General features: G+C 63.5%; 18 protein-coding genes. 8 read left to right on the forward strand and 10 right to left on the reverse strand.

Annotation, left to right across the window (positions count from 1 at the left end; genetic code table 11):
* Positions 1–8 precede the first annotated feature (8 nt).
* The 3 genes from L0962_RS06885 to L0962_RS06895 are packed head-to-tail and all read left to right on the forward strand — an operon-like array spanning position 9 to position 5,909.
* Positions 9–1,229: an efflux RND transporter periplasmic adaptor subunit gene (locus L0962_RS06885; protein WP_301332254.1), complete on the forward strand. Its 1,221-nt coding sequence runs from the start codon at positions 9–11 to the stop codon at positions 1,227–1,229.
* Between the two features lie 26 nt (positions 1,230–1,255).
* A complete protein-coding gene (locus L0962_RS06890) occupies positions 1,256–4,459 on the forward strand; it encodes an efflux RND transporter permease subunit (protein ID WP_234085616.1) in 3,204 nt (1,067 codons plus the stop codon).
* Between the two features lie 4 nt (positions 4,460–4,463).
* Positions 4,464–5,909, forward strand: a complete 1,446-nt coding sequence (locus tag L0962_RS06895; RefSeq protein WP_234085617.1) for an efflux transporter outer membrane subunit — start codon at positions 4,464–4,466, stop codon at positions 5,907–5,909.
* 54 nt (positions 5,910–5,963) lie between these two features.
* Here L0962_RS06895 and L0962_RS06900 read toward each other — a convergent pair whose 3' ends face one another.
* On the reverse strand, positions 5,964–6,533 hold the full coding sequence (locus L0962_RS06900; protein WP_234085618.1) for a DNA-3-methyladenine glycosylase I: 570 nt from the start codon (positions 6,531–6,533) through the stop codon (positions 5,964–5,966).
* A 364-nt stretch (positions 6,534–6,897) separates the two neighbouring features.
* Between L0962_RS06900 and L0962_RS06905 the strand changes: the two genes are divergently transcribed.
* The 3 genes from L0962_RS06905 (at position 6,898) to L0962_RS06915 (ending at position 8,415) form a co-directional block, all read left to right on the forward strand.
* The gene (locus L0962_RS06905; protein ID WP_234085619.1) at positions 6,898–7,284 is read left to right on the forward strand and encodes a hypothetical protein; all 387 of its coding nucleotides are present in this window, start codon (positions 6,898–6,900) and stop codon (positions 7,282–7,284) included.
* 91 nt (positions 7,285–7,375) lie between these two features.
* Entirely contained in the window at positions 7,376–7,786 is a 411-nt protein-coding gene (locus L0962_RS06910; RefSeq protein ID WP_234085620.1) for a hypothetical protein, read from the forward strand.
* A gap of 116 nt (positions 7,787–7,902) precedes the next feature.
* Complete coding sequence (locus tag L0962_RS06915; protein WP_234085621.1) at positions 7,903–8,415, forward strand: hypothetical protein; 513 nt, start codon at positions 7,903–7,905, stop codon at positions 8,413–8,415.
* A gap of 173 nt (positions 8,416–8,588) precedes the next feature.
* Here L0962_RS06915 and L0962_RS06920 read toward each other — a convergent pair whose 3' ends face one another.
* The 5 genes from L0962_RS06920 to L0962_RS06940 all read right to left on the reverse strand — a co-directional run bounded on the left by L0962_RS06920 (position 8,589) and on the right by L0962_RS06940 (position 13,398).
* The gene (locus L0962_RS06920) at positions 8,589–9,032 is read right to left on the reverse strand and encodes a YaiI/YqxD family protein (protein WP_234085622.1); all 444 of its coding nucleotides are present in this window, start codon (positions 9,030–9,032) and stop codon (positions 8,589–8,591) included.
* Between the two features lie 63 nt (positions 9,033–9,095).
* Positions 9,096–9,674, reverse strand: a complete 579-nt coding sequence (locus tag L0962_RS06925; protein ID WP_234085623.1) for an NTP transferase domain-containing protein — start codon at positions 9,672–9,674, stop codon at positions 9,096–9,098.
* Positions 9,671–10,672, reverse strand: a complete 1,002-nt coding sequence (locus L0962_RS06930; RefSeq protein ID WP_234085624.1) for an XdhC family protein — start codon at positions 10,670–10,672, stop codon at positions 9,671–9,673. The genes L0962_RS06925 and L0962_RS06930 overlap by 4 nt, the downstream gene beginning before the upstream one ends.
* 1 nt (position 10,673) lies before the next feature.
* Positions 10,674–12,929 (reverse strand): xanthine dehydrogenase family protein molybdopterin-binding subunit, encoded by a 2,256-nt coding sequence (locus L0962_RS06935; RefSeq protein ID WP_234085625.1) that lies wholly within the window; start codon positions 12,927–12,929, stop codon positions 10,674–10,676.
* Positions 12,930–12,939: 10 nt separating this feature from the next.
* Positions 12,940–13,398: a (2Fe-2S)-binding protein gene (locus L0962_RS06940; RefSeq protein WP_234085626.1), complete on the reverse strand. Its 459-nt coding sequence runs from the start codon at positions 13,396–13,398 to the stop codon at positions 12,940–12,942.
* A gap of 120 nt (positions 13,399–13,518) precedes the next feature.
* Between L0962_RS06940 and L0962_RS06945 the strand changes: the two genes are divergently transcribed.
* Entirely contained in the window at positions 13,519–14,586 is a 1,068-nt protein-coding gene (locus L0962_RS06945) for an AraC family transcriptional regulator (protein ID WP_234085627.1), read from the forward strand.
* A gap of 12 nt (positions 14,587–14,598) precedes the next feature.
* Here the strand turns inward: L0962_RS06945 and L0962_RS06950 are convergent, their stop codons facing one another.
* Complete coding sequence (locus tag L0962_RS06950; RefSeq protein WP_234085628.1) at positions 14,599–15,495, reverse strand: LysR family transcriptional regulator; 897 nt, start codon at positions 15,493–15,495, stop codon at positions 14,599–14,601.
* A 107-nt stretch (positions 15,496–15,602) separates the two neighbouring features.
* Here L0962_RS06950 and L0962_RS06955 point away from each other — a divergent pair, with 107 nt between their 5' ends.
* Positions 15,603–16,769 carry a mandelate racemase/muconate lactonizing enzyme family protein gene (locus L0962_RS06955; RefSeq protein ID WP_234085629.1) on the forward strand — a complete coding sequence of 389 codons (1,167 nt, stop codon included), beginning with the start codon at positions 15,603–15,605 and terminating at the stop codon, positions 16,767–16,769.
* Positions 16,770–16,841: 72 nt separating this feature from the next.
* On the opposite strand, the gene msrA is transcribed toward L0962_RS06955, so the two are convergent.
* The 3 genes from msrA to L0962_RS06970 all read right to left on the reverse strand — a co-directional run bounded on the left by msrA (position 16,842) and on the right by L0962_RS06970 (position 20,866).
* A complete protein-coding gene (gene msrA / locus L0962_RS06960; RefSeq protein ID WP_234085630.1) occupies positions 16,842–18,155 on the reverse strand; it encodes a peptide-methionine (S)-S-oxide reductase MsrA in 1,314 nt (437 codons plus the stop codon).
* A gap of 267 nt (positions 18,156–18,422) precedes the next feature.
* Positions 18,423–18,683: a hypothetical protein gene (locus tag L0962_RS18290; protein ID WP_367398021.1), complete on the reverse strand. Its 261-nt coding sequence runs from the start codon at positions 18,681–18,683 to the stop codon at positions 18,423–18,425.
* Positions 18,684–19,231: 548 nt separating this feature from the next.
* Positions 19,232–20,866: a phosphoethanolamine transferase gene (locus tag L0962_RS06970; protein WP_234085632.1), complete on the reverse strand. Its 1,635-nt coding sequence runs from the start codon at positions 20,864–20,866 to the stop codon at positions 19,232–19,234.
* Position 20,867 lies beyond the last annotated feature (1 nt).

The following is a 20,867-nucleotide window of genomic DNA, read 5'->3' on the forward strand; positions in this document are numbered from 1 at the left end:
AAAACAAAATGTCCCTCCCCAACTTCTCCCGCCATCATCCCAAGTCCAGAAGGACGACCATCTGCCTGGCACTGGCCGGCATCGTCGCCGTCACGGCCGCCGCCTGGGGCCTCTCCGGCGGCAACGAGGCGCACGCCAACGCCCCGGCCGCCGCCCAGGCCACGCCGGTCGACGTCGCCAGCGTGGTCAGCCGCAACCTCGTCGACTGGCAGTATTTCTCCGGCCGTCTGGAAGCTGTGGATCGCGTCGAGATCCGCCCGCAGGTCTCCGGCATCCTGACCGCCGTGCATTTCAAGGACGGCGCCATCGTCAAGAAGGGCGACCTGCTGTTTACCATCGACCAGCGCCCCTACGCCGCCGAGGTCGCCCGCGCCCAGGCCCAGGCCAGCGCCGCCGAGGCGCGCGCCACCTACACCGCCTCCGAACTGGCGCGCGCCGAGCGCCTGCTGGCCGACAACGCCATCGCCAAGCGCGACTTCGAGGAAAAACAGAACGCCGCGCGCGACGGCGCCGCCAGCCTGCAAGCCGCCCAGGCCGCGCTGCGCGTGGCCAAGCTGAACCTCGAATACACGCAGATCGTCGCGCCCATCGGCGGGCGCATGTCGCGTGCCGAAATCACCGTCGGCAATCTGGTCACCGCCAACGGCGGCCCGGCGCTGAGCACCGTCGTCTCGTCGGACCGCATCTACGCCGCCTTCGACGTCGACGAGCAGAGCTTCCTGCGCTACGTCAATCCGGCCCGCACGGCAAAGGGCACTGCCCTGCCGGTCGGGCTCGGCCTGGCCAACGAGGACGGCTACCCGCTGGAAGGCCAGATCCACTCGGTCGACAACCGCCTGGACACCACCTCCGGCACGATCCGCGTGCGCGCCGTCTTCGACAACGCCGACGGCCGCCTGGTGCCCGGCCTCTACGCCCGCATCCGCCTGGGCGGCGGCCAGGAACGGCAGGCCCTGCTGATCAACGAGAAGGCCGTCGGCACCGACCAGGACAAGCGCTTCGTGCTGGTCGTCGGCCCGGACAACAAGACCGAGTACCGCGAAGTGCACACCGGCGCCACGCAGAACGGCCTGCTCATCGTCGACCGCGGCCTGCAGGCCGGCGAACGCATCGTGGTCAACGGCCTGCAGCGCGTGCGCCCCGGCGACGCCGTCAGCCCCAACGCCGCCGAGATGAGCGGCGGCGCGGCCAAGGCCGCGGCTGACGGCACGGCAAAACAAGCCGGCTGAACCATGCATAAAAACGAAAGCAAGCCATGAACATCTCAAAATTCTTCATCGACCGGCCGATCTTTGCCGGCGTGATCTCGATCCTGATCCTGCTGGCCGGCATCCTTGCTGCCTTCAAGCTGCCGATCTCGGAATACCCCGAGGTCGTGCCGCCCTCGGTGGTCGTCCGCGCCCAGTACCCGGGCGCCAACCCCAAGGTGATCGCCGAAACGGTGGCGGCGCCGCTGGAAGAGTCGATCAACGGCGTCGAGAACATGCTCTACATGCAGTCGCAGGCCAACAGCGACGGCAACCTGACTGTCACGGTCAACTTCCAGTTGGGCGTCGATCCCGACAAGGCCCAGCAACTGGTGCAGAACCGCGTCTCGCAGGCCCTGCCGCGCCTGCCCGAGGACGTGCAGCGCCTGGGCGTGACGACGATCAAGAGCTCGCCGACGCTGACCATGGTGGTGCACCTGACCTCGCCGGACGACCGTTACGACATGACCTACCTGCGCAACTACGCGGTGCTCAACGTCAAGGACCGGCTGGCGCGCATCCAGGGCGTCGGCGAGGTCGGCCTGTTCGGCTCCGGCAACTACGCCATGCGCGTCTGGCTCGATCCGGGCAAGGTGGCCCAACGCAACCTGAGCGCCGCCGAGGTGGTACGCGCCATCCGCGAGCAGAACGTGCAGGTCGCCGCCGGCACCCTCGGCGCTTCGCCGACCCTCGCCGACGTGCCGCTGCAACTGAACGTCAATGCCCAGGGCCGGTTGAAGAGCGCCGAGGAATTCGCCGACATCATCCTGAAGTCTTCGTCCGACGGCGGCATCACCCGCCTCGGCGACGTCGCCCGCGTCGAACTGGCGGCGGCCGAATACGGCCTGCGCGCACTGCTCGACAACAAGCAGGCGGTGGCCATCCCGATCTTCCAGGCACCCGGCGCCAACGCGCTGCAAGTCTCCAGCGGCGTGCGCGAGGCGATGAAGGAGCTGGCCAAGGATTTCCCGGATTCGGTCAAATACGACATCGTCTACGACCCGACGCAGTTCGTGCGTGCCTCCATCGAAGCCGTCGTGCATACGCTGCTCGAAGCCATCGCCCTGGTCGTGCTGGTAGTCATCGTCTTCCTGCAGACCTGGCGGGCCTCGATCATCCCGCTGCTGGCCGTGCCGGTGTCCATCGTCGGCACCTTCTCGCTGATGCTCGGCTTCGGCTACTCGATCAACGCGCTGTCGCTGTTCGGCATGGTGCTGGCCATCGGCATCGTCGTCGATGACGCCATCGTCGTCGTCGAAAACGTCGAGCGCAACATCGAGGCCGGGCTGACGCCGCGCGAGGCCACCTACCGGGCCATGCGTGAAGTGTCCGGACCCATCGTCGCCATCGCCCTGACGCTGGTCGCGGTGTTCGTGCCGCTGGCCTTCATGACCGGCCTGACCGGCCAGTTCTACAAGCAGTTCGCCATGACCATCGCCATCTCGACGGTGATCTCGGCGGTCAATTCGCTGACCCTGTCGCCGGCCTTGGCCGCGCTGCTGTTGAAGGGCCACGGCGAGAAGCCGGACTGGCTGACGGTGCAGATGGACCGCTACCTCGGCGGTTTCTTCGGTGCCTTCAACCGCTTCTTCAACCGTTCCTCGGAGCGCTACGGTCACGGCGTCACCGGCATCATCTCGCACAAGGCCGGGGCCATCGGCGTCTACCTGGTGCTGATCGCCGGGGCCATCGGCCTGTCCTACGTCGTGCCCGGCGGCTTCGTGCCCGGCCAGGACAAGCAGTACCTGGTCAGCTTCACGCAACTGCCGAATGGCGCCTCGCTGGACCGCACCGAAGCCGTCATCCGCAAGATGAGCGAGATCGCCCTCGAACAGCCCGGCGTCGAGCACGCCATCGCCTTCCCCGGCCTGTCGATCAACGGCTTCACCAACAGCTCCAGCGCCGGCATCGTCTTCGTCGGACTGAAGCCCTTCGACGAGCGCAAAGGCAAGGAACTGTCGGCCGGCGCCATCGCCGGGGCGCTGAACCAGAAATTCTCGGCCATCCAGGAAGGCTTCATCGCCACCTTCCCGCCCCCGCCGGTGATGGGCCTGGGCACGGTCGGCGGTTTCAAGATGCAGATCGAGGATCGCGGTTCGGTCGGCTACGCCGAGCTGAACGAAGCGGCCAACGCCTTCATGGCGGCCGCCGCCAAGGAACCGGCGCTCGGCCCGATGTTCTCCAGCTACCAGATCAACGTGCCGCAGATCGACGTCGATCTCGACCGCACCAAGGCCAAGCAGCTAGGCATCTCGGTCACCGACGTCTTCGACACCATGCAGATCTACCTCGGCTCGCAGTACGTCAACGACTTCAACCGCTTCGGCCGCGTCTATCAGGTGCGCGCCCAGGCCGACGCGCCCTTCCGCGCCCATCCGGAAGACATCGGCCAGTTGAAGGTCCGCAACGCGGCCGGCGAAATGGTGCCGCTGTCCTCGCTGGTGCAGGTGAAGAAGACCTTCGGGCCGGAAATGGTCGTGCGCTACAACGGCTACACGGCGGCCGACATCAACGGCGGCCCGGCCCCCGGCTATTCCTCGTCACAGGCCGAGGCGGCGGCCGAGCGGGTGGCGGCGGCGACGCTGCCGCGCGGCGTCAAGTTCGAATGGACCGACCTGACCTACCAGAAAATCCTGGCAGGCAACGCCGGCATCTGGGTGTTCCCGATCAGCGTGCTGCTGGTCTTCCTGGTGCTCGCCGCGCAATACGAGAGCCTGACGCTGCCGCTGGCCGTCATCCTGATCGTGCCGACCAGCCTGTTCGCGGCGCTGACCGGCGTCTGGCTGACCGGCGGCGACAACAACATCTTCACCCAGATCGGGCTGATGGTGCTGGTCGGGCTGGCCTGCAAGAACGCCATCCTCATCGTCGAATTCGCCCGCGAGCTGGAAATGCAGGGCAGCACGCCGGTGCAGGCGGCGATCAACGCCAGCCGCCTGCGGCTGCGCCCGATCCTGATGACTTCCATCGCCTTCATCATGGGTGTCGTGCCGCTCGTGCTGTCCTCCGGCGCCGGTGCCGAGATGCGCCACGCCATGGGCATCGCCGTGTTCTTCGGCATGCTCGGCGTGACGCTGTTCGGCCTCTTCCTGACGCCGGTGTTCTACGTGCTGCTGCGCACGCTGGACAAGAAGCACAAGCTGCATTCCGCCGCCCATCACGACGCCCCGCTGGTGGCCGGCCCGTCCGCCTACCACGCGCCCCAGGAGTAAGACCATGAACCAGAAACCCATCCTGACGAGCGCCCTGCTGGCCAGCCTGCTGATCCTCGCCGGCTGCTCGCTGGCCCCGACCTACCAGCGCCCCGAAACGGCCGTTCCCGCCGCGTACAAGGAAGCCCCGGCGGCCGACGCCACCGTCGGCGAGCAGTGGAAGCTGGCCCAGCCGTCCGATGCCGCCGCGCGCGGCGAGTGGTGGCAGGTGTTCGGCGACGCCACGCTGAACGACCTTGAACAGCAGGCGCTGGCCGCCAACCAGAGCCTCAAGGCCGCCGCCGCCCGCCTCGGCCAGGCGCGTGCGCTGGAACGAAACGCCCGCGCCGCGCTGTTCCCGCAGGTCGGCGTCGGCTTCGGGCCGACCCGCCAGCAAGCTTCGCCGGCCTCGCAAGGCCTGCCGGCCGACGCCGATACCAGCGCCACCACGCTGTGGCGCGGCCAGGCGACCTTCGCCTGGGAAGCCGACCTGTTCGGCCGCCTGGGCAGCGCCGCCGACGCCGCGCGGCTCGACGCCGAGCGCGACGAGGCGCTGTTCCGCTCGACGCTGCTGAGCCTGCAGGCCGACGTGGCACAGGCCTATTTCCTGGTGCGCGAACTGGACGGCCTGCGCGCGCTCTACGCCGACACCGTCAAATTGCGCCAGGAAACGCTGCAATTGTTCCAGCGCCGCTACGACGCCGGCGACATCGGCGAGCTGGAGCTGGCGCGCGCCCGCACCGAACTGGCCTCGGCCGAGGCCGAAGCCGACGGCGTGGCACGCCAGCGGGCGGTCGCCGAACACGCGCTGGCCATCCTGCTGGGCAAGACGCCGGCCGAGTTCAGCCTGCCGCCGCAAGCCATCGTCCGCCTCAAGGTCGGCGTGCCGGCCGGCCTGCCCTCGGCCCTGCTCGAACGGCGTCCGGACATCGCCGCCGCCGAGCGCAGCATGGCCGCCGCCAACGAACGCATCGGCGCCGCCCGTGCCGCCTACTTCCCGCGCATCAGCCTGACCGGCAGCTACGGTTACGAGTCGGCCGGCCTCGGCGACCTGTTCAAGACAGCCAGCCAGGCCTATGTGCTCGGGCCGCTGGTCGGCACCCTGCTCAGCCTGCCGATCTTCGACGGCGGCGCCCGCGCGGCCGGTGTCGAGCGGGCCAATGCGGCGCACCAGGAAGCGGTCGCCAATTACCGCCAGTCCATCCTGCAGGCCTTCAAGGAAGTCGAGGACAACCTCGCCCACCTGCGCATCCTGGACGGCCAGAACGCCGCGCAGGACCGCGCGGTCAGCGCCGCCGGACGGGCCGCCCAGCTATCGCACATCCAGTATCGCGAAGGGGCGATCAGCTACCTGAGCGTGATCGATGCCGACCGCAGCGTGCTGCAGCAGCAACGCGCCGCGGTAACGCTGGACGGCGAACGGGCGCGCGCCACGGTCAATCTGGTCCGGGCGCTCGGCGGCGGCTGGTAGCGCGCGAGGAAAACCGGCGGTGCGGGCACCGGCGCCCCACCGCCGCAGGCGGCGTCAGGCCGCGCCGGCTGCCAGTCCGCGATGCAGGAAACAGCCGGGAAGATGATCGTCGATCATGCCGACCGCCTGCATCCAGGCATAAACGATGGTCGGCCCGACAAACTTGAAGCCACGCCGCTTCAGATCCTTTGAAATCCGCTCCGACAACGCCGTCTGGGTGGCCTTGCCATCCCCGCGCAAGGTCTCGCCACCGGTGAAGGACCAGCAGTAATCGGCAAAATCCTCGCCGCGCGCCTGCATCTCGTTGAATATCCGCGCTCCGCCGATGGTCGCCACGATCTTGGCGCGCGCCCGGACAATCCCCGGATTGCCCATCAAACGCTCGACATCGCACTCATCGAAAGCCGCCACGCGCAGCGGATCGAACCCGGCAAAGGCCTCACGAAACGCCTCCCGCTTGCGCAGGATCACCTGCCACGACAGCCCCGCCTGAAAGCCCTCCAGCATCAAGGTCTCCCACAACATCCGCGCATCGCGCACCGGCACGCCCCACTCGGTATCGTGATAGTGGCGCATCAAGGGATCGCTCTCGGCCCAGCGGCAACGGGCTTGGGTAGGGGTCATGGGGGTTCCTGACGGGAGATGGACAGGGGCGTATGGTAGCGAGGAACAAAGGAGAACGAAGGGAAAATCCACGGCCCGCTAATCGGCCATCCCTGCCCGTCATGCTGTTGATAACTGGCAGTTACCGGCCAACTGCCGCTGTTCAAAAAATTCTGCAAGGCAGACGCTCGACGAGATGTCTATTGCATGAATGGCATCAGTACAATGACAAGCTGTCCGGTTTCAGTCTCTCGCCAACATGCTGCATAAAACACATTTTTCTGAAAAGCCCAACGGGCAAAGACTACGGCCTGTCTCGTGTTCCAGCTTATTGGACAGGGGTCCAGCTTATTGGACACTCCTGTCGTCTACTAGTTAGGCTCATATGGCCGGATACGCTTGGGTTTGTCACTCGTGCAAAGCGGTAAATAATCCCGGCGAAAGCACTTGCCAGTATTGCGGCTTTGCTTCCGTAGCAACCGGTGCTGAGATTGAAGAAGCTGTTACCGGTATCAAGCAACCACCGGCACTCAGCAAAAAGGAGTTGCAGCATCAACGGCATGCGGAATTTTCAGCCCTCCCTCTCTGGAAAAAACCTTTTGCATATTCCCTGCGCATGGTCCAATTTATCGGCAGCGTCGTCTTTGGGTTAGGCATATTCAGCCTATCTCTGCAACAGATACTATTCGGCCTTGCGTTAGCTTTTTTTGCTGAGGTGTTTTTCCAAATTCTGAAGGGCAAGTCAGGTGCTCAGCAACACATTCCACAGTAGCCACTTCCCGTTGCCTAACATTCCGATCCACCGGACCTCCGGCAAGCTACGCTTGCCTGCGTCCGGTGATTTTCAACGGTAGGGTCATACAGTGACCATCGTCAGTCGTATTGTCGGTTCCGCCGTGCGTGCAAGCGCCTTGCTTATTGTTGCCACTCTCACTGCCTGCTCCAATAACTGTAGTGACGACGATCCCGCGCTGACGGCAGTGGCGAATAAGGCATCTCAAGGTGACATCACCGCTATCGCGACGCTTTACGAAAGGTACGCCACATACGAGAAGATTCCGCCACTTGCCGACTACTGGCTATTTCGTGGCGCCGTAGCGGGAGATCCTGAGCTTCGACGCAAACACATCGCCGCCTATCGCGCAAACTATTCGCCGGAACGACAAGCCAGAGAACTGGAGGTGCTTAAGACCGAACCACAGACTCCAGCAGTTTTGTGTCTCATCTCAGCACTGAAAAACCCCGAAGGTAACCCAAATGCGTGCCGGTCCTAACTGCGCCATGATGCTGCTCAGAAGAACAATGTCACTTCCAATCATGGCATTCCGTTTGGTTATAGATACGATCCTGGCATGAAGACAATTTTTATACAGCATCATTAGAAATCATCATGCACTCAGCATTCAAAATCCTACTTTTTGCATCTTTCATTGCACCTGCGTTAGCCGGAGCAGCTACTTCTGAAATCTCTCCGCAAACTGAGAAACCTGCGCTAGCAATGAACGCATATTCCGAGGAAGCGCGAATTCGTAGCAGCCTATTTGAATCTATAGCGCATCGTTACGGATTCAGCGTGATTGAGGGACGGTTTGGCGGTGAGTACAACAACGACCAGTTGGCGCTTAAAGAGCAGAACGGAAGAACCCTCCTACTACTGGGCTTGAAAGCCACCGGCCCGAAGGGTGACTTACAACTTGATCAAATGTCGATGGGGCCTTTTTTGCAGTTCTCCTCGGAATGGCTTTCAGCGGTAATACAGAGCTTAAAACTCAGCCGGTCGCAATACGCTAATGCAGCGGCTATCGAGCAAGCACGCAACTCAAAAAGCCTCGACTTGGTTGTCCTACTATTTACCAAAGGCACCGAAGACGTAAAGTTCTTGGGAATAACTACCCCAGAATGATGATTTCTAAGCTCTACTCCAGCCGATCGTCAGCCAGCTACGCTGCCTGCCGTCGGCTGAGCTTGCTCGTTCCGAACGACCGCTTCTCCAAACTAGCTACGCCTGCTTTGTCGATAGCCGCACCCATCAAATCAGTGCGACATCGGCATTGAACGGCAGTTACAAGCGCCCCCTCACCCCCTCGCCAGCCAACGATCCAGCTGATTCGCAAAAGCCTGCCGGTCGGCGGCCGAGTGGGCGCTTGGGCCGCCGGTTTCGACGCCGCTGCTGCGCAGGCTTTCCATGAAGTTGCGCATGCTCAGGCGTTCCTGGATGTTCCTCTGGTCGATCCGTTCGCCGCGCGGGTCGATCACCGTGGCGCCCTTGGCAATGACCAGGGCGGCGAGCGGGATGTCGGCGGTGATGACCAGGTCGCCGGGCGCGGCTTCATCGACGATGCGCCGGTCGGCCACGTCGAAGCCGGCGGGCACCTGCAGCGCCTTGATCCACGGCGATGGCGGTACGCGCAGCATCTGGTTGGCGATCAGCGTGAGCGGGATCTGGGCGCGGTTGGCGGCGCGGTAGAGGATTTCCTTGATCGCGACGGGGCAGGCATCGGCATCGACCCAGAGGTTCATGGCGGTATTCGGCGAGTGGTGGCGGTGCGCATCTTAACCGGCATGCGGCGTTCTCGCCGGAGTTCAGCCGCCGGCCGGGTTTTCGTCGAGGTCGAGCAGGATGCCGGGGTCGTCCACCGGGCACAGTTGCAGCGCATCGCGCTGCGCGGCGAGGATGCCGCGCCCGCCTTCGTCGCCGGATAGCGCGAGCAGCGCTGCACGGTGAGTGGCGGCAAAGCCGACCGGGTGACCGGGGCGCCCGGCGTATTGCGGGCGGGCGATGCCGGCGCCGGCGGCCAGCGCGGCGAGGACGGCACGGTAGCTGGCCGGGGCGATGTCGGGCATGTCGGCCAGCGCGACCAGCCAGCCGGCAGCCTCGCGGCAGGCGGCAACGCCGGCGGCCAGCGTGTGGCCCATGCCGAGCCGGGCGTCGGCGCAATGCACCACGTCCAGCCCGAGTTGTCGAAACGCGGCGGCGAGTTCGTCGTCTTCGGGGCGGACGACGGCAATGCTGTGCGGACAGGCGGCCAGCAGCCGGGCGCCGGCAGCCAGCGCCATCGGCGTGCCGTCGGCCAGCCGGTGCCAGCGCTTGTCGCTACCGAAACGCCGCCCGTAGCCGGCGGCCAGCAGGATGCCGCTCACCGCCGGCGTGTCGTCGCTCATGCCACGCTGCAGGCGTAGGGATCAGACACCGCTGCTGCGGTCGACCGGCCGGCCTGGCCATTTTTGACAGCGGTCATCTGGGCCAGGATGGAGACGGCGATTTCCGGCGGCGTGCGGCTGCCGATCGGCAGGCCGACCGGGCCGTGCAGACGGTCGACTTCGGCCGGCGTCAGGTCGAAATACTGCAGCAGCCGTTCGCGCCGCTTGCCGTTGTTCACCCGCGAACCGAGCGCGCCGACGTAGAAGGCGGGCGACTTGAGCGCTTCGAGCAGCGCCAGGTCGTCGAGCTTGGGATCGTGGGTCAGCGCCACCACCGCGCTGCGCGGATCGAGCGCCAGTTCGGTCACGGCATCGTCGGGCATGGCCGCCACCTTGATCGTGCCGGGCACGTTCCAGCCGTCGGCATATTCGCTGCGCGGGTCGCAGAGATAGACGCGGTAGCCGAGGGCCTGGGCCATGCTCGCCAGGTAATGCGACACCTGGCCGGCACCTATGATCAGCAGCCGCCAGGCCGGGCCGTGCAGCGTGATCAGGGTTTCGCCGTCCCAGAACAGGCTGTCGGTGGCGCTGCCGGGCAACAGGTCGACCTGGCCGCTGGCCAGCGCCACCCGCCGTTGCGCCAGCTGGCCGCCGGCCAGTCGCGCCGCCAGATCGGCGAGCAGCGCCGGGTCGGGGGCCGGTTCCAGCAGCAGTTCGAGCGTGCCGCCGCACGGCAGGCCGAAGCGGTGCGCCTCGTCCGCAGTCACGCCATAGCGCAGCGCGCGCGGCCGGGTTTGGCCGGCGAATTCGCCGGCCGTCACACGGCGTACCAGATCGTCCTCGATACAGCCGCCGGAGACCGAGCCGACCACCGCGCCGTCGTCGCGCACGGCCATCCAGGCGCCGGTCGGACGCGGCGCCGAACCCCAGGTGCGGGCCACGGTGACCAGCACGTAGGCTCGCCCGGCCGCCGCCCAGTTGCGGGCGGCGTCGAGTACCTGCATGTCGAGATCGTCCATGTCACACCGCCAGGCTGCGGGTATCGAACGGCAGGTTGCGCAGGTGCTTGCCGGTGGCGGCGGCAATGGCGTTGGCCACCGCCGGCAGCACCGGCGGCACACCCGGTTCGCCGACGCCGGTCGGCGCCGCCTGCGACGGCACGATATGCACTTCGACGGCCGGCATGTCGGCGATGCGCAAGGGGGCGAAGCCGTCGAAATTGCCCTGCTCGACCACGCCGTCCTTGAGGGTGATCGCCAAACTCATCGCGCCCAGGCCGAAACCGATGCCGCCTTCGATCTGCGCCCGGATGTTGTCCGGGTTGATCGGCGTGCCGCAATCGACGGCGCTGACGATGCGGTCGACCTTGACCGAACCGTCTTTTGCCACCGTCACTTCGACGACGTGGGCAACATAGGAATTGAACGATTCATGCACCGCCACGCCGCGCCCGCGCCGTTCGCCCGGCTTGGCCGGCAGCGGCGTGTGCCAGCCGGCCTTGTCGGCGGCCAGGCGCAGCACGCCGGCGTGGCGCGGATGCTTGTCGAGCAACTGCAGGCGCAGCGCCACCGGATCCTGGCCGGTCGCCGTGGCGACTTCGTCGAGAAAGGCTTCGGTCGAAAAGGCGGTGTGCGACGAGCCGACCGAACGCCACCACAAGACCGGCACGCCGATATCGGTCGGCGTATGCAGGTCGACCGTAAGATTGGGAATCGCATACGGCAGGTTGGCGGCACCTTCGACCGAGACGCCGTCGATGCCGTCCTTGACCAAAAAGGCCTCGAACGGCGAACCGATCAGGATCGACTGGCCGACCAGCCGGTGACGCCAGCCGGTCAGCTTGCCGTCGGCATCGATGGCGGCCTGCAGCGCGTGGTGGAACAGCGGCCGGTAGTAGCCGGCGCGCATGTCGTCCTCGCGCAGCCAGACCAGCTTGACCGGCGCCCGGCCGCCGATCGCCTTGGCGATGTGCGCCGCTTCGATCAGGTAATCGGCATCCTTGCAGGCACGGCGGCCGAAGCTGCCGCCGGCGTACAGCATGTTCAGCCTGACCTGTTCCGGCTTCAGGCCGAGCACAGCCGCCACCTTGATCTGGTCGATGGTCTGGAACTGTTCGCCGTTCCACACCTCGGCGCCGTCGGCATCGAGCCGGATGACGCAGTTCATCGGCTCCATCGCGGCATGCGCCAGATAGGGGAAGTCGTAGCTCGCCTCGATGACGCGGGCGGCACCGGCAAAGGCGGCATCGGCATTGCCTTCCTGACGCGCCACCTTGCCCGGCGTCCTGGCCAGCGCCTTGTAGCGGGCGAGGATTTCGTCGCTGCCCAGCTTGAAGGCGGCGCTGTCGTCCCAGACCACGCTCAACGCGTCGCGCCCCTTCTTGGCGCTCCAGGTATCGCGGGCCAGCACGGCCACGCCCTGCGGAATCTGCACCACGTCGACCACGCCCTTGACCTTGCGCGCCCGGCTCGCGTCGAAGGATTTGACCTGACCGCCGAAACGCGGCGGATGGGCAACCACGGCAACCAGCATGCCCGGCAGATGGACGTCCTGCGTGAATTGCGCGCTGCCGTCGGTCTTCGCCGCGCTGTCCTTGCGGTTGGCACGCTTGCCGACCAGTTTGAAGTCCTTCGGGTCTTTCAATCGCGGTTCGGCCGGCACCGTCTCGTTGGCGGCATCGGCGGCCAGTTCGCCGAAGGTGGCGCGACGGCCGCTGCCCGCGTGGCTGACCACGCCGCCGGCCACCGCGATCTCGCCGGCCGGCACCTGCCAGCGGCGGGCGGCGGCGGCAACCAGCATGGCGCGACCGGCGGCGCCGGCCTTGCGCAATTGTTCCCAGGAATTGGCCATCGCCGTACTGCCGCCGGTGCCCTGCGTCGGCCCCCAGAACAGGTTGTTGTAGCGCTTGGCGTCGGCCGGCGCGCCCTCGACGCGGACCTGCGCCCAGTCGGCGTCCAGTTCCTCGGCGAGGATGGTGGCCAGGCCGGTATAGGTGCCCTGCCCCATCTCCAGATGCTTGGAAAACACCGTGACGCTGTTGTCGGCGCCGATGCGCAGGAAAGCGTTGGGCTCGAAGGTGACTGCGGCGGCCAGGCCTTCGCCGGCCTTGCCCGGCCCGGCGGCAGGCAGCTTGCCGGCGGCCAGCGCGGCGCCGGCCGGCAGCATGAAGCCCAGGGTCAACGCCGTTCCACCCTGCAAAAAGCGGCGGCGGCTGACGTTCTCGAGGCGGATTTCGGCAACGCCTTCGACGGCGGACGGATTCAGTTTGGCGTTCATCGGGGACTCCTCAGGCCAGCGTCTGCGCGGCTTCGTGGATGGCGGCGCGGATGCGCACGTAGGTGGCGCAGCGGCACAGGTTGCCGGACATCGCGGTATCGATGTCGGCATCGCTCGGCGCCTTGTTGTCGCGCAACAGCGCAATGGCGCTCATCATCTGGCCGGACTGGCAGTAACCGCACTGGACGACGTCGAGCTTGCGCCAGGCATCCTGCACGGCCTTGCCGACCTTTTCGGCGTCGGCGGCTTCGATGGTGGTGACCTTCTGGCCAACCGCCGCCGACACCGGCAGCGAACAGGAGCGTACCGGCTGGCCGTCGAGATGCACGGTACAGGCGCCGCACAGCGCCTGGCCACAGCCGAACTTGGTGCCGGTCAGTTGCAGGGTGTCGCGCAAGACCCAGAGCAGAGGCGTGTCGGGATCGACATCGACCTTGACCTGCTTGCCGTTTACGTTGAGTTTGATCATCTGCTGCTTCCTCGCTGAAAAGGGGCGGCAAACGCTGCCGCCGCCCGAGTGGCCTGTCTTTTACGCTGCCCAGTGTCGGCGAACGCGGTGCCGGTCCGATAACCCAAAAGTTCTAACTTATTGCCTGATCGTCCAAATCTGCGCGAACCCCGCTCGCCGGCCGCGGTCGAAAACGCTACCCTGCCGGACCACGACGATTTTCCCGAACCCTGCGCCATGGACGCCTCCGCTCAGACCTTGCCCCGCGCCGAAAATTCCGCCGACGCCACCTTCGCCGCCCAGCGCAGCGAAATGGCCCGGCTGATCGACCGCCATTGCCCGACGCTCGGCCGGCGCGAAACGCCGCTGCCCGGCCTGGTCCTGTTCCGCGGTTGCGTCGCCGACAAACCGAGCTGCACCGTGGTCACCTCGGCCTTCGCGATGATCGCCCAGGGCGCCAAGCGCATCCTGGTCGGCAACGAAACCTACGAGTACGACGCCGAGCACTACATGCTGGCCACCGTCGACCTGCCGATCTCGTCGAGCGTGATCACTGCCAGCCAGAAGGAACCCTACCTCGGCGTGGCGGTCGAGCTGGACCCGCTGAAGATCGCCGAGCTGGCCGCCGGGCTGCGCAGAAATCCGCCTTCCGGCGCGGTCGACCGCAGCTTCGGCATCGGCCGCGTCGATGTGGATCTCCAGAACACCGTGTTACGGCTGTTGCGGCTGCTCGACACGCCGGACGATTTCCCGGTGCTCGGGCCGATCATCGAACGCGAACTGCTCTACCGCCTGCTGACCGGCGAGCTCGGCTCGCGGCTGCAGCAGGCGACCACCGCCGGCAGCCACAGCCAGCAGATCGTGCGCGTCATCCAGTGGATGCGCAGCCATCTCGAACAGCCGGCCAGCATCGACGACCTGGCCGAACTGGCCAACATGAGCCGCTCGTCGCTGCACCACCATTTCAAGGCGCTGACGTCGATGACGCCGGTGCAGTACCAGAAGCAGTTGCGCCTGCACGAAGCCCGCCGGCTGATGCTGACCTGCCGGCACGACGCGGCCAGCGCCGCGCATCGCGTCGGCTACGAAAGCCCTTCGCAGTTCAGCCGCGAATACCGGCGGCTGTTCGGCGCCCCGCCGGCCAGCGACGTCGCCGGCCTGATCGCCGCCTCGGGCGGCGTGTACAACGCCAATGCCGAAGCCCGCTGAGGGCGGGCTCGCTCAGCGCGCGGCCAGTTCCTCGACCAGGAAATCGATGAACACGCGCACCCGGGCCGGCAGGTGCTGGCGCCCCGGGTAGTAGGCGTAAAGATCGGCGGCCGGCAGCGTGTAGTCCGGCAGGATGCGGCGCAGGTGGCCGCTGTCCAGATAGCGGGCAACATCCCATTCCGAGCGGATGACGATGCCCTGCCCGTCGAGCGCCCAGCCCTGGACGATGTCGCCGTCGTTGCTCGACAGCACGCCGTGCACCTTGACGATCTCGCTGCGGCCGTCGGCAATGAAGCGCCAGACGCCCCAGGCATCCTCGTTCTGGCGATGGACGATGCAGCGGTGGCCGGCCAGGTCGGCCACCGTCTTCGGCGTGCCGTGCTTTTCCAGGTAGGCCGGCGAAGCGCAGATGAAGCGCCGGTTGGACATGATGCGCCGGGCGTTGATGCGCGTGTCGGGCAACTCGCCGAAGCGCACGGCGAGATCGAAGCCACTGTCGATCAGGTCGAGCGGCCGGTCGCTGACTTCCAGCTGCACCTCGAGCTCGGGATGGCGGGCGGCGAAGACCGAGAGCAGCGGCGCGATCACCGTGCGGCCGAAACCGAGCGGCGCATTGACACGCAACTGGCCGCGCGGCGCCTGGCGGTTGCCGCTGACCAGTTCGTCCATCTCGCGCAGTTCGGCAAGCAGCCGGGCGGCGTGTTCGAGATAGGTCTCGCCCTCCGGGGTCAGGCTGATCTTGCGCGTGCTGCGGTTGAGCAGGCGCACGCCGAGCCGTTTTTCCATCGCCGCCAGGCGCATGGTCGCCGCCGGCGGCGTGATGTCCAGCGCCCGCGCCGCCGCCGACAGGCTGCCGAGACGGACGAGCAGGACGAAGAATTCCAGTTCGGCAAAGGTCGAAGTTTTCAATTTATTTGAATAATGAAGTCAATTTTCGCTGAAACACGCGGTTCAAATTTAACCATATTCTGGCGGCGTTCCGGCAGAAAGCCCTGCCGACCCACCAGGAGACCCAGATGAAAATCGTCGAAATCCGCGAAAAGACCGTTCCGATCAGCTCGCCCATCCGCAATGCCTACATCGATTTCAGCAAGATGACGCTGAGCGTCGTCGCCGTCATCACCGACGTCGTGCGCAACGGCAAGCCGGTGATCGGCTACGGTTTCAACTCGAACGGCCGCTATGGCCAGGGCACGCTGATGCGCGAACGCTTCATTCCGCGCATCATGGCCGCCGACCCGGACAGCCTGCTCGACGCCAGCGGCAACAACCTCGATCCGCACAAGATCTGGAACTGCATGTTCACCAACGAAAAACCGGGCGGCCACGGCGAACGTTCGGTGGCCATCGGCACCATCGACATGGCGATCTGGGATGCGGTCGCCAAGATCGAGGACAAGCCGCTGTACCAGCTGCTCGCCGACCGCTACGGCAACGGCCGGGCCGACACGAAGATCTTCGTTTATGCCGCCGGCGGTTACTACTACCCGGGCCAGGACCACGGCAAGCTCAAGGACGAGATGAAAAGCTACATCGACCGCGGCTACACCGTGGTCAAGAAGAAGATTGGCGGCGCCTCGCTCGACGAGGACCTGCGCCGCATCGATTCCATCCTCAGCGTGCTGCAGGACGGCCAGAAGCTGGCGGTGGACGCCAACGGCCGCTTCGATCTCGATACCGCCATCCAGTACGCCAAGGCCTTATCCCAGTACGACCTGTTCTGGTACGAAGAACCGGGCGACCCGCTCGACTACGAACTGCAGGCGACGCTGCGCAACTACTACGACAAGCCGATGGCCACCGGCGAAGACCTGTTCTCGATGCAGGACGCGCGCAACCTGATCCGGCACGGCGGCATGCGCCCGGACCGCGACTGGCTGCAGTTCGACTGCGCGCTCAGCTACGGCCTGGTCGAATACCTGCGCACACTGGACATGCTCAAGCAGCACGGCTGGTCGGCCAAGCGCTGCATCCCGCACGGCGGCCACCAGATGTCGCTGAACATCGCCGCCGGCCTGGGCCTGGGCGGCAACGAGTCCTACCCGGACCTGTTCCAGCCCTATGGCGGCTTCCCGGACGGCGTCAAGGTCGTCGACGGCCACGTCGACCTGCCGGCGCTGCCGGGCATCGGCTTCGAAGGCAAGGCCGACCTGATCGCCGAAATGCGCAAGATCGCCGGGTAAACCCGTCGGCAACGCAAAAAAACGGCCGGGGGTTTGTCGCCCCCGGCCGTTTTTTTTCAACCTCGCACCGCTTCACTTGCCCTGGTCGGGCACGAACTGGAGGACATTGCCGTTGATGCAGTAGCGCTTGCCGCTCGGCGGCGGGCCGTCGTCGAAGACGTGGCCGAGATGGATGCCGGAACTGGCGCTGCGCACCTCGACCCGGCGCATGCCGTGGCTGACATCCTCGTGCAGCGTGATCGAACCGGGCAGCGGGTTGAAGAAGCTGGGCCAGCCGGTGCCGCTGTCGAACTTGGTGTCGGAGCGGAACAAGGCGGCGCCGGTGATCGGGTCGACGAAGGTGCCGGGGCGTTTTTCGTCGAGGTGCGAGCCGGTGCCGGGACGTTCGGTGCCCTGCTCGAAGGCGATCTTCTGCTGCGCCGGCGTCAGCAGGTGGAAACCCAGCCATTTCCAGAAACGCGCCTGGTCGCCGTTGTAGCCGGTGTAGCGCGAGACTTCCTTGCCTTTCTCGAAGAGGACAATGGTCGGCGTCGCGAACAGCGGCTTCTCCAGCGTCCAGCCGGTCGGCGCTTCGGGCGCCAGCGTACGCACGACCGGCACCGGCGACTTCCAGCGGTCGAGCACCTCGGCCTTGAACTGGCGGCAATAGGCGCAATCCTCGGCTTCGAAGACGACCAGCTGGCGCTGCTGGTTGAGCCGGGCGCCGTCGAGCGGGCGAACCCTGGCCGGCGCCTTGGCCATCGGTGTCGCGTCGCTGCCCGGATATTTGACGCCGGTGCCGCCGAGGCCGCAGTAGCCGTCGGGATTCTTCACCAGGTAATCCTGGTGATAGTCCTCGGCGCGGAAATAGGCTTTCAGCGGCGCGATCTCGGTGGTGATGCGGCCGCGGCCGGCGGCGCTCAAGGCCTTCTGGTAGGCGTCTCGGGTCTTCAGCGCGAGCGCCTGCTGCGCCTCGCCGGCGGTGTAGATGGCGCTGCGGTAGTTGCTGCCGACGTCATTGCCCTGGCGGTCGCCCTGGGTCGGATCGTGGTTTTCCCAGAACTGGATCAGCACCTTTTCCAGCGTCGTCTTTGCCGGATCGAAGGTCACCTTGACCACTTCGGCGTGATTGCGCTTGTTGCTCTGTCCGGCGCGGATCGCCTTCTCCTGCGCGAGGATGGCGTTGTAGCCGCCCTGGATGTCGCCGTTGGCGTAGCCGCTTTCGACGTCGAGCACGCCGGGCACCGCCGCCATGCGTTTCTCGGCACCCCAGAAACAGCCCATGCCGAGCACGATGCTTTCGCTGCCGCTGCGAGCGGCCGGCGGCTTGTCGGCCGCGCCGGCAGCGACGGCGGATACGGTGAGGATGGCGCAGACAGCGCTGCGCAGGATGTGACGCAGGTTCATGAATCGGTTCTCCGGGCTTGGCGCCGACGAGGATAAGGGATGCACCGGTCGGCTGCGGGTAGACCGCGCAGCATCGGCCGGGTTTCCATTGGTCGGCGAGCGCAGGAATTTCTTACACTTTTTCGGTAAAACCTGCGGTCGACCGCAAGAATTCGCGATTTTCGCTGCGAAATATCGACGGCGTTGCCCCAAAGCGCAATCGCCTCATGTCCGCTAAAGGTCGGCTGTCGTTCGGCTTTGACTAGTCAAGTTGACGATTTCGTATGCTCAGGTCGAATGCGATTCAGCGGCCAACACCGCGCGATTACGCATTTCGCCAGCGCGACGCGTACCCGCTGATATGGTGGCGGATTCGCGCATCGCGTAGCCGAGCGTCCGGCAGATGTCACGGGCGGCGTCGTGCAGGTCCTGCCGCTGCGCCTCGGCCAGCGCGGCCCGGAACAGTTGCCGCGCCCGCCCCTGGCAGCGGCAACCGGCGCTGACGCTGGCACCCAGTTCGGCGAAGTCGTCGAAGCGTGCCAGGTGGATGAAGCCGGACAGTTCACCGTCAGCTTTGACACTGCCGAAGCAAAATGGCTATTTACCGCCCATTACTTCACTTGCCACAACGCCCTCGACATATTCTTCTGGTCAACAATTTTGAATACGAAAGTCGATTTTTTCGATAGCTTAGATGGCGCTCCAGAAGCCAGAATCCGAAAAAAACCACAACAATCAACCCCCAGACAACTAAAACCTTAGTCGACACCGGTAGCCCAATAATTAAATTCATCTGCATTTAAACCACCTAAAAAAAGCAACAAATTAAAACAAAACAATACATAAAACACATTTAAAAAATAAACTTCACTGTATTTTACATATATCCTTTAAACCCTTAAAAAACTTAAATTTCGAAAACATTTTTAACGGATTAGAAAACAACCACATAACAATATTAAATTATTCAAAATTTACAACTTCGCACGCCACCACTCGCTATAAAAAACCGCCGCAATGCAGGAAAACACATCGCAAACACATGAAATATAAACAAAACGCTGAAATTAAAAACACCGACACTCACGCCTTAAAAATCAATCACAATTTCTCGCAAGATCAAAGACTGGATCATAGATGTGACTCTTGACATCGAACAAACCGAGCAGGGTGTGCACTAAACTATCGTGATTAGCAGCTTGTTTTGCCCGCTGCGTCACACAGGCCAAACTCACATCATGACTTCGCTGAAACTCATCGGAAAACCACATAAAAAATGGAACCTTGATTTGTTCCCTAGGCGCCATCGAATATGGAAGCCCGTGCAAGTAAAATCCTTTTTCACCCAAAGACTCACCATGATCGGATACATAGGCCATTGCCGAATCATGGGTTTTGACGCTCAAAAGCTCATCAATCAAACCATCGAGAACCGAATCGGCATATAAAATTGTATTATCGTAAGTATTTACCAATGAAGTTCTTGAACACTTGGAAAGATCAGTTGTATCGCATGTCGGAACGAATTTTCGGAAGCCATCAGGATATCTTTGATAATAGGCAGGACCATGCGAACCCAGCATGTGCAGAACAATCAATACGTCTTTCTCCGTTTTCTCAATCGTATTTCTGATATCCCTTATCAGTATTTCATCAAAACATCGGCCGCCTTTACACAATAAATCGTCTTTGACATTCTGAAAGTTTTCGAATGACAGACCCGAGCAGGTTCCCTTGCAGCCTGACTGATTATCCCGCCAAATAACAGAAACCCCGGATCGATCCAGAACATGCAGCACGGATTCTGTTGTCCGGATGTCTCCTTCGTCATAGTTTCTCCGCCCCTGAAATGAGAGCATGCAAGGCAAAGAAGTCGCAGTATCGGTACCGCAACTCGAGAAATCGGTGAAATTAATGACATTCCGTTGCGCCAGCTTGGGCGTGGTCTGCCTAGCGTAACCACTTAACCCCCAATTTTCGGCACGAACAGTTTCACCGATTACAAGTACAAAAGCTTGCGGTTTACTGTGGGTCGAGTGGATTAATCGTCGCGCATCCTGCCCGACTATTGTCTTGACTATCAATCCATCGGTTTTTTCTTTAGCCAAAAAAAGTCGGGCTGTCGAGAATAAAAAATTACTCGGCGTTACCAGATAGCGAATCTCTTTATGCGCCCTCATCATCGGAACGAGACTGCTGCTCGTCATCCAAAAACTTCCGGCAATTAGTAACAGTGCAAAACCAACACACGTTCCACGTACATAAAAAGCCTTGCGAAAACCGAACCTTTCAACCTTTATTAGACAAACCAGTAGCGAAGGAACCAATCCATACGCCAAAACGTAATACAGCAAGCGCCAATCGAGAAGCTCTATGCTTTCCCTGAAATCCGTTTCAAACACATTGCGAATCATGGACCTGTCAAAATATACGCCATAACTATCCATGAAATAAACAGCCAATGCCGTAATAATAAACATCCCCGTAAATACTGGCTTGAATGTCCACCTATTAATGATCAACAACAAAAAAAGCCATTGAACAGAAAACACCATCAGACCGTAAAAAAACACATCGACCCACATGGAGACGATCGGCCTTGAGGCCAACAACGAAAAAACAGAGTTCCAGAACGATTTATTGCAGAAAAACAGAAAAAACAAACTTGCCAGAAAAGTCAAAACCTCCGTTCCAGGAATTTTTTTACCCAAGGCAGATTTCAAACCAATCATC

Source organism: Azonexus sp. R2A61 (genome assembly GCF_021401135.1).
Lineage (GTDB): Bacteria > Pseudomonadota > Gammaproteobacteria > Burkholderiales > Rhodocyclaceae > Azonexus.